13 protein-coding genes and 3 pseudogenes are annotated in these 14,049 nt (G+C 63.5%); 6 read left to right on the forward strand and 10 right to left on the reverse strand.

What is annotated here, in order from left to right; genetic code table 11:
* Window positions 1–17: 17 nt before the first annotated feature.
* Window positions 18–776 carry a Crp/Fnr family transcriptional regulator gene (locus H9L15_RS04800; protein WP_223276644.1) on the forward strand — a complete coding sequence of 253 codons (759 nt, stop codon included), beginning with the start codon at window positions 18–20 and terminating at the stop codon, window positions 774–776.
* Here the strand turns inward: H9L15_RS04800 and pyrC are convergent.
* Window positions 773–1,800 (reverse strand): annotated as a pseudogene (pyrC, locus tag H9L15_RS04805) (dihydroorotase). The gene H9L15_RS04800 and the pseudogene pyrC sit on opposite strands and share 4 nt — an antisense overlap.
* A 29-nt stretch (window positions 1,801–1,829) precedes the next feature.
* Here pyrC and ygfZ point away from each other — a divergent pair.
* Window positions 1,830–2,532, forward strand: a pseudogene (gene ygfZ, locus H9L15_RS04810) (CAF17-like 4Fe-4S cluster assembly/insertion protein YgfZ).
* On the opposite strand, the gene H9L15_RS04815 reads toward ygfZ, so the two are convergent.
* From H9L15_RS04815 to H9L15_RS04835, 5 genes are all read right to left on the reverse strand, one after another.
* Window positions 2,520–2,762: a hypothetical protein gene (locus H9L15_RS04815; RefSeq protein WP_187715360.1), complete on the reverse strand. Its 243-nt coding sequence runs from the start codon at window positions 2,760–2,762 to the stop codon at window positions 2,520–2,522. The pseudogene ygfZ and the gene H9L15_RS04815 sit on opposite strands and share 13 nt — an antisense overlap.
* 151 nt (window positions 2,763–2,913) lie before the next feature.
* Window positions 2,914–3,189 (reverse strand): CBU_0592 family membrane protein, encoded by a 276-nt coding sequence (locus H9L15_RS04820; RefSeq protein ID WP_187715361.1) that lies wholly within the window; start codon window positions 3,187–3,189, stop codon window positions 2,914–2,916.
* Window positions 3,186–3,533 (reverse strand): hypothetical protein, encoded by a 348-nt coding sequence (locus tag H9L15_RS04825; RefSeq protein WP_187715362.1) that lies wholly within the window; start codon window positions 3,531–3,533, stop codon window positions 3,186–3,188. Before H9L15_RS04825 ends, H9L15_RS04820 begins: the two co-directional genes overlap by 4 nt.
* The gene (acnA, locus tag H9L15_RS04830) at window positions 3,530–6,211 is read right to left on the reverse strand and encodes an aconitate hydratase AcnA (protein WP_187715363.1); all 2,682 of its coding nucleotides are present in this window, start codon (window positions 6,209–6,211) and stop codon (window positions 3,530–3,532) included. Before acnA ends, H9L15_RS04825 begins: the two co-directional genes overlap by 4 nt.
* Before the next feature lie 95 nt (window positions 6,212–6,306).
* Entirely contained in the window at window positions 6,307–7,287 is a 981-nt protein-coding gene (locus H9L15_RS04835) for a magnesium transporter CorA family protein (RefSeq protein WP_187715364.1), read from the reverse strand.
* Between the two features lie 65 nt (window positions 7,288–7,352).
* Between H9L15_RS04835 and H9L15_RS04840 the strand changes: the two genes are divergently transcribed.
* Window positions 7,353–7,913 carry a DUF2585 family protein gene (locus tag H9L15_RS04840; protein WP_187715365.1) on the forward strand — a complete coding sequence of 187 codons (561 nt, stop codon included), beginning with the start codon at window positions 7,353–7,355 and terminating at the stop codon, window positions 7,911–7,913.
* 56 nt (window positions 7,914–7,969) lie between these two features.
* Window positions 7,970–8,479 carry an acyloxyacyl hydrolase gene (locus H9L15_RS04845; protein WP_187715366.1) on the forward strand — a complete coding sequence of 170 codons (510 nt, stop codon included), beginning with the start codon at window positions 7,970–7,972 and terminating at the stop codon, window positions 8,477–8,479.
* A gap of 14 nt (window positions 8,480–8,493) precedes the next feature.
* Here the strand turns inward: H9L15_RS04845 and H9L15_RS04850 are convergent, their stop codons facing one another.
* From H9L15_RS04850 to H9L15_RS04860, 3 genes are all read right to left on the reverse strand, one after another.
* Window positions 8,494–8,847, reverse strand: a complete 354-nt coding sequence (locus tag H9L15_RS04850; protein ID WP_187715367.1) for a hypothetical protein — start codon at window positions 8,845–8,847, stop codon at window positions 8,494–8,496.
* A gap of 49 nt (window positions 8,848–8,896) precedes the next feature.
* On the reverse strand, window positions 8,897–10,282 hold the full coding sequence (gene fumC, locus H9L15_RS04855) for a class II fumarate hydratase (RefSeq protein WP_223276519.1): 1,386 nt from the start codon (window positions 10,280–10,282) through the stop codon (window positions 8,897–8,899).
* Between the two features lie 115 nt (window positions 10,283–10,397).
* On the reverse strand, window positions 10,398–10,880 hold the full coding sequence (locus tag H9L15_RS04860; protein ID WP_187715368.1) for an SspB family protein: 483 nt from the start codon (window positions 10,878–10,880) through the stop codon (window positions 10,398–10,400).
* A 48-nt stretch (window positions 10,881–10,928) separates the two neighbouring features.
* On the opposite strand from H9L15_RS04860, the gene H9L15_RS04865 reads away from it, so the two are divergent.
* A complete protein-coding gene (locus tag H9L15_RS04865; protein WP_187715369.1) occupies window positions 10,929–11,306 on the forward strand; it encodes a histidine triad nucleotide-binding protein in 378 nt (125 codons plus the stop codon).
* A gap of 109 nt (window positions 11,307–11,415) precedes the next feature.
* Window positions 11,416–13,070: pseudogene (locus H9L15_RS04870) on the forward strand (amino acid permease).
* On the opposite strand, the gene H9L15_RS04875 reads toward H9L15_RS04870, so the two are convergent.
* Window positions 13,013–14,008, reverse strand: coding sequence for an adenosine kinase (locus H9L15_RS04875; RefSeq protein ID WP_187715370.1), 996 nt, complete (start codon window positions 14,006–14,008; stop codon window positions 13,013–13,015). The pseudogene H9L15_RS04870 and the gene H9L15_RS04875 overlap by 58 nt on opposite strands.
* Between the last annotated feature and the right edge of the window lie 41 nt (window positions 14,009–14,049).

A 14,049-nucleotide genomic window follows, 5' to 3' on the forward strand; every position in this document is an offset into this window, starting at 1 on the left:
TGGGGGTTTTGTTGCGTATGTTGGACACCATGACCGGACCGGAACGGTTCGAGGACGCCTTTTCGGGCAATTTGCTTCTGTCTACCTTTTCGACGGAAGTGCGCCAGCTTCTGCAATCTGATGCGGACCTGGTCGACCTCGACGTCGGTCAGCGCGTGCTGACTCGGGGCCAGGACGTCGACTGGAGCTACTTCCCCTTCGGCACCACGATGATCTCGCTTGTCGTGGAATTGAGCGACGGCAGGTCGGTGCAAGTCGCCTCGATCGGGCGCGAGGGCGCTGTCGGCGGCATCGTCAGTTGCGGCCACGCGCCCGCGTTCGCGGAGGCCAAGGTGATCGTCGGCGGCCCGGCAATGCGCGTACCGATGAAGGTGCTCGAGCACGCCAAGGGCCAGTCCAGCTTCCTCAAGAACCTTTTCTGCCGCTTCTCGGACTATTTGCTTGCCGAGGTCATGCAGTCCGCGACCTGCAACTCATTTCACAGCATTCAGCAGCGGGCCGCGCGCTGGCTCCTGACTGCGCAGGACCGCGCCGGCGACCGAATCGAATTGACCCAGGAAGCGCTGGCCGAACTGCTTGGCGTTCAGCGCACGACGGTGAACGCAGTCGTCGGAGCCCTGCAGGACCAGGGGCTGATCTCGGCCCGCCGCGGCCGGGTCATCGTCGTCGATCGAGCCGGCCTCAAGCGACATGCCTGCGAATGCTATTCCGCCGTGAAGGACCATTTCGGCGCGGTGATCGGCCCAAGTGGGTCGGGCGGCAGCCCGGACTGCTAAGCCGCGACCGTCCAGTTCAGCGTCTGTCCGGCGTGGAACGGGATCAGATCGATATCTCCAAGGCCAGGCGTTCGGGAATGTCATTCTCCGCTCGCTGCAGGGTGATGGTGCCCTCGTTGAGCGGAAGGCCGTAGAAATGCGCGCCATGTTCCGAGGCGAAGCCCTCCAGTCTATCCAGCGCGCCCTCCTCCTCGAAGACCGCCGCATAGCTCTCGAGAGCATAGGGCGCGTTGAAGATGCCGGCGCATCCGCAACTTGACTCCTTCGCATGACGCGAGTGCGGCGCGCTGTCGGTGCCAAGGAAGAACTTCGGCGAACCCGAAACGGCGGCCGCTCGCGCGGCCAGCCGATGGTTCTCCCGCTTGACCACCGGCAGGCAATAGGCGTGTGGCCTCAAACCGCCCGCAAACAGGGCGTTACGGTTCAGATGAAGATGCTGCGGCGTGATGGTCGCGGCGATGTTCGCTGGCGCATCCCGCACGAAATGCGCGGCTTCGGCGGTGGTGATATGCTCGAGGACGATCTTGAGCTCGGGGAAATCGCGGATCAGCGGCACGAGAACGCGGTCGATGAAAACCGCCTCACGATCGAACACGTCGACGTCCGGATCGGTCACCTCGCCATGAACGCACAGAACCATTCCTACCCACTGCATCCGCTCCAGCGTCGGATGGAGATTGCGAATGTCGGTGACGCCGAATGCCGAATTGGTCGTTGCATTGGCCGGGTATAATTTGGCGGCGAGCCAGACATTGTCGTTGAAGCCGCTCTCGACGACCTCCGGATCGGATTCGTCCGTGAGGTAATAGGTCATCAGCGGCTGGAAATCGCGGCCGGCCGCTTCCCAGATCCTCTCGCGGTAGTCGGCAGCGCCGGCGATCGTGGTGATCGGCGGAACAAGATTGGGCATGACGATCGCTCGCGCGAACTGATGCGCCGTGAATGGCGCGACCAGCCGAAGCATCTCGCCATCCCGCAAATGGACGTGCCAGTCGTCGGGCCGCCGGATCGTCAGGCTTTGCATCGTCACACTCGGCTCCCTAACTGAAGGCCATGGCCGCGACCACCCTCAGCAATCGAGCGATCGTCCGCCTTTCCGGCGAAGACGTGCAGGGCTTCCTGCAGGGCTTGTGACAAGCGATGTGGCGGGCCCGCTGCCGGTATGGGCTGCACTGCTGACGCCTCAGGGGAAGTGTCAGTTCGATTTCATCGTCTGGCGTGACGAAGGTGACTTCCTGCTCGACTGCGAAGCTGATTCGGCGGGAGACTTGATCAAGCGGCTGTCCTTGTACCGCTTGCGCCGCCCGATCGGGATCGACCGTGACGCTACGCTCGCCGTCCATTGGGCGCCGGGCGGCCCCGGGACACCGGACCCTCGACTGCCAGAGCTCGGACATCGCTGGCTCGCGGAGCCCGGGGAAAGTGCCGGTGGATGGCAGGAACATCGACTGCGCCTTGGGGTTTGCGAAGGCCGCGCCGAACTTGGCGACATCCTCTGGCTGGAATGCAACGCTGCGGAGTTGAACGGCGTCAGCTTCACCAAGGGCTGTTTCGTCGGCCAGGAAAATACGGCGCGCATGAACTGGCGGCAGAAGGTCAACCGCCGACTGGTCGTCGTTCCAACGACCGCTGCAGGGCCCGCACGCGAGTGGTTTATGAGGATCTGGGTCTGGCCGTCGAGCACCGCCGTACCGATGATCTCGGCGACGCCATCATCCCTGCCTGGCTCGAGGCGGCGATCGCTCAGCAGCCGTAATCGCGCTTGAGGCTTTTGGGCCCCACGTCGCAGTACCAAACATCCGTCGCACCGATTGCCCAGTCCGCCACTGCCCATCGCCCGTTGCGCTTCTTGAGAACGGCATCGACGCGAAGTCCGTCCATATTGTCGAAGTCCTCGCCAAAGATCTGGTTGCCGTCGATCGCCTTGCCGCCCTTGCGCCGCGGTTCGGCCATGACGAACGCCCAGCCATTCTCGACCCTCAGCACCTGGACGACGAACTCGACGTTCGGCCCCAGCCTGGCTTCGACCTTGGCCGCAGGGCATCGAGGACGGCCTTTCGCTCCGGTGAGACGGCGGCCGTGAGGACCAGAGCGACAATGAACAGCATTGCGATTCTGGCTTGCCCCATGCCCGTCCTTAGCTGACTGGATCGCCTGCTTTCTTGCGCCGATCGACGATGCGCCACAAGGCAATCGCCCCGATCAGCATCCAGATCACGTTGAGCGCGGCGGACGGGATGGCCCCATGCCACCAGCCGTTCACCGTGAAGCCGGCGGCACCGACCACGTTCATCGCCTGGTAGACGATCGACTGTCCGGTCAGCTTGCCCGCCGAGAGCAATAGATATGCCAACAGGATCAGCACGGCCCCGGCCCAACCAACGACCTCGACGACGATTTCGACCGGAGTCACGTCGCGCTTCTCATGCGGCGTAGCACGCCGCCCAGCGACGCGAGGAGCATCCCCGGCAAGGCCAGCACCAGCAGCATGACGATGCCAGGAATCCAGAGGCTACCGATGCCCTGCGTGACCCACATGACCGGCATCTGCGCCAGCATCACGGCAAGCGGCCAACGCCACGGGCGGTCGGGGAATGCAAAGCCGAGGGCTGCGCAAAGCGCGCAGGCGATCGGCATGTACACGACCCAATATTCGCTGGTGTCCCACGGCTCCCGGCCGCCGGATGTCGCCGAAGCGACTGACCAAAGCAACGCGCCGCCGGCAAAGGAGAGGATCCAGCCGGTGCCGTCCCTCACGCCGCCGCAAGCCTCCGCAGCACGTAGTGCAGAATGCCGCCCGACCTGAAATATTCGAGCTCGTTGTAGGTATCGATGCGGCAGCGGGCGGTGAAGCTGAACTCCTTGCCGTCGTCCTTGATGACCTGGACCGTCACGTCCTGGCGCGGCTTCAATTCGCCGATGCCGGTGATCGTGTATTTCTCCGTGCCGTCGAGGCCGTAGGTCTCGGCATTCTCGCCGGCATTGAACTGAAGCGGAAGCACGCCCATGCCGACGAGGTTGGAACGGTGGATGCGCTCGAAGCTCTCGGCGATGACGGCGCGGACGCCTAGCAGCACCGTGCCCTTGGCGGCCCAGTCGCGCGAGCTGCCGGTACCATATTCCTTGCCGGCAATGATCACGAGCGGGCGCTGGTCCGCTTGGTAGAGCATGGCAGCGTCGTAGATCGCCATCGTCTCGCCGCTCGGTGCGTAGCGGGTGAAGCCGCCCTCGACATTGTCGAGCATGCGGTTGCGGATGCGGATGTTGGCGAACGTGCCGCGCATCATCACTTCGTGATTGCCGCGTCGCGAACCGTAGCTGTTGAACTCGCCGCGGCTGACCTGGCGCTCCAGCAGGTAACGACCCGCCGGGCTGTCCGGCTTGATCGCGCCCGCGGGCGAGATGTGATCGGTGGTGATCGAATCGCCGAAGATCGCCAGCGGCCGCGCGCGTTCGATGTCGCCCGGCGGAACCGGCTCCATCGTCATGCCGGTGAAGTACGGCGGGTTCTGGATGTAGGTCGAGGTCGGGGGCCAGCCGTAGGTGTCGCCGCCTGACACCGGGATCGCCCGCCAACGCTCGTCGCCGCGATAGACGTCGGCGTAACGGCTGCGGAACATGTCGGAATGGACGTGCGCATCAATTAGCGCACGGATCTCGTCGTTCGACGGCCAGATGTCCTTGAGGAACACGTCCTGACCGTTGCGCGCCTTGCCGATCGGCTCATGGGCGAGATCGGCGCGCACGGTGCCCTTCAGGGCATAGGCGACCACCAGCGGCGGCGACGCAAGATAGTTGGCGCGGCAGTCCGGCGAGACGCGGCCTTCGAAATTGCGATTGCCCGAAAGCACGCTGACCGCGACCAAATCATTCTCGTTGATCGCCTTGCTGATCGGCTCCGGAAGCGGGCCGGAATTGCCGATGCAGGTCGTGCAACCGTAGCCGACGAGATCGAAGCCGATGGCGTTGAGGTCTTCGGAAAGGCCGCTGGCGTCGAGGTAATCCGTGACGACCTGGCTGCCTGGCGCAAGGCTGGTCTTCACCCACGGCTTCGGCTCCAGCCCGAACTCGCGCGCCTTGCGGGCGACGAGGCCGGCAGCAATCAGCACCGACGGGTTCGACGTGTTGGTGCAGCTGGTGATAGCTGCGATCACGACGTCGCCATTGCCGACCTGAAACTGCTCGCCCTCAACCGCGACGCGCGGGTCGTTGTGCTTCTTGTAGGTGTGCTCCAGCTCGCCGTTGAACTGGTCGTCGACGTCGCTGAGGACGACGCGGTCCTGCGGACGCTTCGGACCGGCGAGCGACGGCTCGATGCTGCTCATGTCGAGCTCGAGCGTGTCGGTGAACACCGGCTCTGGCAGCGAACTGTCGTGCCAGAAGCCATTGGCCTGGCAGTAAGCGCGGACCAATTCGATCGTCTCGTCGGAGCGGCCGGTGAGCTTCAGATACTCGATCGTCCGCTCGTCGATCGGGAAGAAGCCGCAGGTCGCGCCATATTCCGGCGCCATGTTGGCGATGGTTGCGCGATCGGCGACGCTCATCGTCGCGAGGCCCGGACCGTAGAACTCGACGAAGCGGCCGACGACACCCTTGGCGCGCAGCATCTGCGTGACGGTCAGCACCAGGTCAGTGGCGGTAATGCCTTCAGGCAGCGAGCCCGACAGGCGGAAGCCAACGACTTCCGGAATGAGCATCGACACCGGCTGACCGAGCATCGCCGCTTCGGCCTCGATACCTCCAACGCCCCAGCCGAGCACGCCGAGGCCGTTGACCATCGTCGTATGGCTGTCCGTACCTACCAACGTATCCGGGAAGGCGACCGTCTCGCCGTTCGTGTCGTCGCCGGTCCAGATGCCCTGCGCGATGTGCTCGAGGTTGACCTGGTGGCAGATGCCCGTTCCCGGCGGCACGACCTTGAAATTGTCGAACGCGCCGCTGCCCCACTTGAGGAACTCGTAGCGCTCGCCGTTGCGGGCATATTCCAGCTCGACGTTGCGTTCGAACGCCTTGGGCGTGCCGAATTCGTCGACCATCACGCTGTGGTCGATGACGAGATGCACCGGCACCAGCGGATTGATCTTCTGCGGGTCGCCGCCGAGGTTCTTCATCGCGTCGCGCATGGCGGCGAGGTCGACCACGGCCGGAACACCGGTGAAATCCTGCATCAGCACGCGCGCCGGGCGGTACTGGATCTCGCGGGCGATGCTCCGCTCCTTCTGCCAGTCGACCATCGCCTGGAGGTCGTCGCGAGTAACGGTCGTGCCGTCCTCGAAGCGCAGCAGGTTCTCCAGCAGCACCTTCATCGAGAAGGGCAGCCGGCTGATGTCGCCGAGCTGCTCGGCCGCCTTGGGCAGCGAGTAATAGGCGTAGGATCGGCTTCCGACGGTCAGGTTCGAGCGAGTATTGAGGCTGTCCTGGCCGGTCGGAATCATCGAAAAAGGTCCTGTGATGCTTGGGTTGTGGGAGCGCCCGTCAGATGGGCGGCGTGCTGGCCCTTAGCAATCCGCCCCGAACCCCGCAAACCGGGCTATATCCATCCGCGCCGCTTCAGGAACCACAGCGGAAGGACTGCGCTGGCAAGCATTAGGGTCAGCGCCATCGGATAACCGAAAAGCCACCTGAGCTCGGGCATATGGTCGAAGTTCATTCCGTAGATGCCGGCGATCAGGGTCGGCGGGAGGAACACTAGTGCTGCCCATGAAAAAAGCTTCATCGCCGCATTCTGCTCGATGCTGATCAGACCGAGCGATGCGTCGAGCAAAAAGGTGAGGTTATCGCCAAGGAATGCGCTGTGGTCGGTCAGCGACTTGGTATCGCCGAGCAGCGCCTGGATGTGATCGCGAAGTCCTGCTGCCTTGGGCGAGCGGAGACGGTCCGACGCCAGGAAAAAGCTCAGCATTCGGGCCGTGCTGACCGCGCTGATCCGAATCTGCACCAGCAGTGACTGAGCGCGGCCGATGCGGCTCAATAGTGAGGTCAGCCGGTCGGCCGGGATCCGACGAGCGTTGGTCGACTTCGCGAAGATGTGGGCCGAGATCTTGTCTATCTCACGTCCGACTTCCTCCAGCTCGTCCGCCAGCCGGTCGATGATCACGTCGAGCAGATTGTAGGCCGCAGTCAGCGAGTCTTTGACCAGAAGATGGTCCTTGTGGGCGTGCTGCTGGAAGGCGCGCACCGGCTTTGGCGTCACATAGCGGACGGTCACGAGCCTGTTGTCGGTCAGGACAAAGCTCACCGGGTCGCTTTTCGGGTGGCCCTCCTCGACACCGTAGATTGTGCTCAAGGTCATGTAGAGCGCACCGTTCTGCTCGTAGAGGCGGCTCGACGGCTCGATCTCGCTCATGTCCTCGCGGGTCGGGATCTGAACGCGAACACACTCCTCGACCAGCTTGTCCTCGTCCCTCGTCGGCTCCTCAAGGTCGATCCAGGTGGCATCGTCGGGAATGCGCTGGCCTTTGCCGGCATCGATGATGCCGCCGTCGCAGTTCGGACCATAAGCGCGAAGCATGTCACGGTTGATTGACCGGCAGCAACGGCTTTGCAAGCCGCTTCGCTCTGCTAAGCCTTGGCTCAATGACCCGAACGCAACGCGCGACTGCTGCTGCCCTGTTAATCGTCGTTGCGGCCGGCGCCCTGCTTTACATGATGGGCCGGCCACCGATCTGCACCTGCGGGACGATCGACGTGTGGATTTCGGAGCCCAACAGCTCGAGGACGAGCCAGATGCTCTCGGACTGGTACAGCCCGAGCCACATCGTCCACGGCTTCCTGTTCTATGCGGTCCTGACTCTTCTCTTCCGCAAATGGCCGGTCGAATGGCGGTTTCTCGCCGCGCTGGCGATCGAGGTCTCGTGGGAGATCGTCGAGAACACGCCCTTCATTATCAACCGCTATCGCGAGGAGACCGCCGCGCTCGGCTACACCGGCGACAGCGTGCTCAATTCGATCAGCGATATTGCAATGATGACGCTGGGATTCTTCCTTGCACGTAGGCTGCCGCTGTGGGCGTCAGTCGCCATCGTCCTCGTCCTGGAATTGATTCCGCTGATCATGATCCGCGACAACCTGACCCTGAACGTATGGATGTTGCTGGCCCCCAATGATGCGGTAAAGGCTTGGCAATCGGGCGGGTAGGCGTCGGCACCATTCGACGCTTCGCGCATTCATCCGGCAAAATCCGAGGAAACCTAGTGAAAACGCTCAAATTTGCCGCGCTCGCCATTCTTCCCGCCCTCTTCGTCGCAACCCCCGCACAGGCCGGAGAAGTGTTCGGCGGCCTCTATGTCCATGACGTGGACACGTTCCTGACAATCGCCGGAGTCGAGGACGGTATGGACGTCCAGCTCGGCTGGCGCGGGGATCGTATCGGCAAGACCCCGCTGCAGCCCTATGCGTTCGCCGCCGTCAACACATCGGGCAACACCAACTATGCCGCGGTTGGCCTCTCGGCGAAGTTCGGGAAGCAGTTCTTCGTCCGGCCCGGGCTCGGCATTGCCGTGCACACCGGTTCGACCAAGGGCTACCAGATCGATGGCAACGGCAAGCTGGAGTTTGGCAGCCGCGTCCTGTTCGAGCCGGAGCTGGGGATCGGCGCCCAGATCACCGACCGGACCTCGATCGAAGCGAGCTGGGTGCACATGAGTCATGCGACACTGTTCAGCAAGCAGAACCCGGGATCGACAACCTGGGCGTTCGATTAACTTTCAAGCTCTGATCAGCGGCAGCGCACCACCTGCGCCGGCGCGCCCAGGGTCAAGGTGAAGGGCCCAAGTTCGGTCTCGTCTTCCAGCTTGACCGACAAGGTCATGGCGTCCTTGACGATGGTCCCGGAATAGACAGCCTCTTGTGACTTGAAGATCTGGCCGACCTTGATGGGTCCACTCTGGCCGGTCCGGTAGGTGCCCTTGACGCTGAACAGCCCGTCTTTGCCCGGAAAGATCGGCTCATCGATCGTCCCCGTGGCGCAACCGAAGTCGACGGTTCCGGCCCCGCTTTCAAGAACGACGCCGATTTGCGGCCCGCCGAACGAGCCCCGGCAGGCTTCAGGCCCGGCACCATGGTATCGCAAGCACTCAACGCGACGGCCATTGCGGCAATGGCGAACCTGCCCATCGACATTAGCCGATCATCCTTTCCGGCTTGACCACGCGGTCGAAGGTTTCCTCGTCCACCAGCCCCAGTTCAAGCCCGGCCTCCTTTAGCGTCTGGCCGTTCTTGTGGGCATGCTTGGCAATTGCCGCTGCGTTATCGTAGCCGATCTCGGGAGCAAGCGCTGTCACTAGCATGAGCGATCGGTTCATGTGCTCGCCGATCCGCTTTTCGTCAGGCTCCAACCCATCGAGCGTCCGCAGCGTGAAGCTTTCCATGCCCGTGCTGAGCAGGTTGATCGAGCGAATGACGTTGGCACCAATCAGCGGCTTGAACACGTTGAGCTCGAGATGACCCTGGAGGCCTCCGACCGTCACCGCGACATGATTGCCCATGACCTGCGCCGCGACCATCGTCAGCATCTCGGCCTGGGTCGGGTTGACCTTGCCCGGCATGATCGAGCTTCCCGGTTCATTCTCCGGAAGCTTCAGCTCGCCGAGCCCCGATCGCGGCCCTGAGCCCAGAAGACGGATATCGTTTGCGATCTTGGTCAGCGAGACCGCGATTGTATTGAGGACGCCGGACAGCTCGACCATCGTGTCATGAGCCGCGAGCTCCGCGAACTTGTTAGGAGCGCTGGTGAACGGCAGCTGCGTGAGGTTCGCAATCTCCTTGGCGAAAGCTTCGGCAAAGCCACTGGGCGTGTTGAGCCCGGTGCCGACCGCCGTCCCGCCCTGCGCCAGGCGATAGATCCGTGGCATCACGCCCTGGACGCGCTCGATATTGTCGGCGATCTGCTGCGCGTAGCCCGAGAATTCCTGCCCGAGGGTCAACGGCGTCGCATCCTGGAGGTGCGTACGCCCGATCTTGACGATCCCCGCCCAGCGCTTCGACTGCTCCGCCAGCCGGTCGTGCATCATCCGGAGGGCCGGAAGCAGGCGCCTGTTGACCGCGCGGGCGGCCGAGACGTGAAGCGCGGTCGGGAAGCTGTCGTTCGACGACTGGCTCTTGTTGACGTGGTCGTTGGGGTGAACCGGCTCCTTGCCGCCGCGGTTGCCGGTCAGCTTCTCGTTCGCGCGTCCGGCGATGACTTCGTTGGCATTCATGTTCGACTGGGTGCCGGACCCGGTCTGCCAGATGACCAGCGGAAACTGGCTGTCGAGGTCGCCACGGGCGACTTCCGCCGCCGCCTGCTGGACCGCTTCCGCAATCTGCGGGTCGAGTCCGCCGATACGGGCGTTCACACGGGAAGCGGCCTGCTTGATGAAGCCGAGCGCATGGACGATTTCCAGCGGCATCTGCTCGCGGGGCCAAACGGGAAGTTCTCGATCGAGCGCTCGGTCTGCGCCCCCAGTAGGAATCCGCGGGACCTCGATCGGTCCAAAGCTGTCAGTCTCGGTGCGAGTCGTGTTCATCTGAATTCCTGAAACGTCATGCTGAACTTGTTTCAGCATCCATGAACGCGACGGCGCATCATTGGCAAGGCGGGCGGTCATCGATCCTGCCTTCAACAGGATGACGCAGCGCGCGCTACTTCTTGCGCGTAAAGTCCACGCTGACGACGTTCGAACCGTCTTCGCCGGGTTCGGCCTTGGGCGCGTCGTTCTCCGCTTCCTCATGCTGCTCATGAGCATCGTCCGCGCCACTCGCCTGGAACTTCAGGCTGAAGTCGACCGCCGGGTCGACGAAGTCGGTGACCGCCGCGAACGGGACGTGAAGAGTCGAGGGCACGCCACCGAACGACAGGCCGACGCTGAACGCGTCCTGTTCGACCTTGAGGTCCCAGAATCGGTGCTGGAGGACAATGGTCATTTCGTCCGGGAAGCGCTCCGTCAGGTGCTTCGGGATGCTGACGCCGGGAAGCTTGGTCTTGAAGGTGATGTAGAAGTGATGCTCGCCCGGAAGGCCGCCGGACCGCTCGACCTCGCCGAGAACGCGACCGACGACGTCGCGCAAGGCTTCCTGCACGATCTCGTCGTACGGGATCAGGCTTTCGGGAGTCTCGTCGGTCATATTCAAAACTGGTAGCGAGGCCTCGCCCCCGGTCAAGCGGAGTCCGTAATGCCAATCGACCCGACACAGCCCTACGACGACAACAATGTCTTCGCGCGCATCCTCCGCGGCGAGCTGCCTTCGAAGACGGTTTACGAGGACGAGCACGCGCTCGCCTTCCATGACATCAACCCCTTGGCGCCAGTGCATATTCTGGTGATTCCGAAAGGGCGGTACGTGTCCTGGGACGACTTTTCGGAAAAGGCCTCGGACGCGGAGATCGCCGGGTTCACGCGCGCCGTCGGCAAGGTCGCCCGCGAGGCCGGCCTGGTCGAGATCGGCTACCGGGTGATGGCCAACACCGGCCTTCGAGGCGGGCAGGAAGTGCCTCACCTGCACATGCACATCTTCGGCGGCACAACCCTCGGCCCGATGCTCGCTCGCTAGGGGATTGCCCTTAGGGCGGAGCCGCTAGGGTCGGCCCCAAGACTTACGCCATCATAGGGGAGTAATAATGGCGACTGCCGCACCAAAAGGCGTGCTCGGGCGCATGATGATGCGCAAAAGCGTGGCCCAGGTTCAGGAAGAGACCCGGACCAGTGAGCTCAAGCGGACGCTCGGACCCTGGAACCTCGTTTTCCTCGGGATCGGCTGCATCATCGGCGCTGGTATCTTCGTTCGCACAGGCAACGCCGCGGCGCTTCATGCCGGTCCGGCCGTCCTCATTTCCTACGCAATCGCAGGCATCGTCTGCGCCTTCGCCGGCCTGTGTTACGCCGAGTTGGCCTCAACGCTGCCCGTGTCGGGCTCCGCCTATACTTATAGCTACACCACGATCGGCGAATTCGCCGCGTGGGTGATGGGTGCGCTGCTGCTCCTCGAATACGGCCTCGCGGCGTCCGTGGTCGCGGTGGGATGGTCCGGATACATGGTCAGCCTGTTGGGTGACATCGGGATCAACATTCCTGTCGAGCTCACCGGGCCAACCGGACATCATCTGATGAAGGATGGCGCGGAGGTGCTCGTCAACGGGGCGCCCGTCGTGTTCACCTTCAATCTTCCTGCGTTCCTCGTCTGCGCCGCGCTCGCGCTTCTGCTGTGCATCGGCGTGTCGGAATCGGCGAAGTTCAACAACGCCATCGTCGCGATCAAGGTGACCGTGCTTGTCGCCTTCATCCTCGTCGGCGGGTTCATCATTCTCAAGGATCTCGGCAGCTACACCCAGAACTGGGACCCCTTTATCCCGGCACCTACGGGCAAGGACGGCGAGTTCGGGTGGAGCGGCATCCTTCGCGCCGCATCGATCGTCTTCTTCGCCTATATCGGGTTCGAGGCTGTCTCGACTGCGGGTCAGGAGGCCAAGAACCCGGCAAGGACATGCCGTTCGGGATCATCGGCTCGTTGCTCGCCTGCACGGTCATCTACATCCTCGTTTCGATCGTGATGACCCTGATCGTGCCCTACACGTCGCTAAACGTGCCGGATCCGGTCGCCGTCGCGGTCGATGCATTCGGACCGGAATGGGCGTGGTTCGCTAAGACCATCAAGATCGGCGCGATCATCGGCCTGACCTCGGTCATCCTCGTGCTGATGTATGGCCAGACCCGAATCTTCTACACGATGGCGCGCGACGGCCTGCTTCCGCGGGTCTTCGCAACGGTTCACCAGAAGTTCCGCACGCCGTGGATCAACACCTTGCTGGTCGGTGTCATCGTCGCGTTCGCGGCGGGCTTCTTCGACATCAACAGCCTTGGCGACATGACCTCGGTCGGCACGCTCGCGGCCTTCGCCGTGGTCTGCCTGTCGGTGATCTGGCTTCGCCGGACCCACCCGGACATTCCCCGAGGCTATCGCGTACCGCTCTATCCGATCGTTCCGGCGGCTGGCATCCTGTCCTGCCTGTGGCTGATCACGACCGTGCCCTGGTACGTGCTGGTGATCTTCTTCTGGTACACGCTGGCGATGGTCGTGCTCTACTTCCTCTACGGGATGAGGAACTCGGAGCTCGGCAAGGGTGGATACGGCAAGGGCGAGGGCGACTTTCCGCTGTTCCCGGAGGACGCCCTCTGGACGAAAGCGGCGAACCCACCGTCCGGCCGTAACCGGAGTCAGAGTATGAAGTTCAGGGCGGTCCTTCGGGGCCGCCCTTTTTCTTATGCGACGAGGTCGCCCGCGAGCACCTTGAGGTCGGCTTCCGGGCGCGCACCGTAGTGCTGGATGACCTCGGCTGCCGCGATCGCGCCGAGACGCAGTGATTCCTCGAGGCTGCGGTCGCGCGCGACGCCGAACAGGAAGCCGGCCGCGAACAGGTCGCCCGCGCCGGTCGTGTCGACCAGCTTCTCGATCGGCTCCGCAGGAACGTCGGCGCGCTCATCGCCGCGAGTGGCCAATGCGCCATCTTCGCTGCGGGTCACGACGAGGATTTCGACCTTGTCCTTCACTGCCGCGACTGCAGATTCGAGATGCGCCACGCCGGCCAGCGCCTCAATCTCCGCCTGGTTGGCGAACAGGATGTCGATGCGGCCGCTATCGAGCAGCTCGTTGAACCCGTCGCGATGGCGATCGACGCAGAACGTGTCCGACAAGGTGAAGGCAACTTTGCGGCCAGCGTCCCGCGCAACCTCGATCGCCCGGACCATCGCGTAGCGCGGAGTCTCCGGGTCCCAAAGATAACCTTCGAGGTAGAGAATCCGAGCCGCCCGGATCTGGTCCTCGTCTAGCGCGCTTGCCGGAAGCAGCTGCGCGGCACCGAGAAACGTATTCATGGTCCGGTGCCCGTCGGGCGTGACCAGGATCATCGAGCGCGCAGTCGGAACTCCGACATCCGATGCCGGTGTGATGAACTCCACGCCCGCGGAAGTCAGGTCGTGCCGGTAGAACTCGCCGAGCTGGTCCTTCGCCACCTGGCCGATGAAACCCGCGGTCCCGCCGAACGCCGCGATCCCGGCGGCCGTGTTGCCAGCCGATCCGCCGCTAACCTGGTGCGCCGGGCCCATGTGGGAGTAGAGCCGCTCAGCCTCATCGGCGTCGATCAGCCGCATCGATCCCTTCACCAACCCCTCCATGTCGAGGAAGTCGTCGGAGGCGTTGGCGATCACGTCGACGATGGCATTTCCGATGCACAAGACGTCGAGACGGCAGTCGGTCATGTAGGAGCACCTGTTGCTTTTGCGGGGGAAAGCGCGCGCCT

Source organism: Sphingomonas daechungensis, from assembly GCF_014489495.1.
Lineage (GTDB): Bacteria > Pseudomonadota > Alphaproteobacteria > Sphingomonadales > Sphingomonadaceae > Sphingomicrobium > Sphingomicrobium daechungense.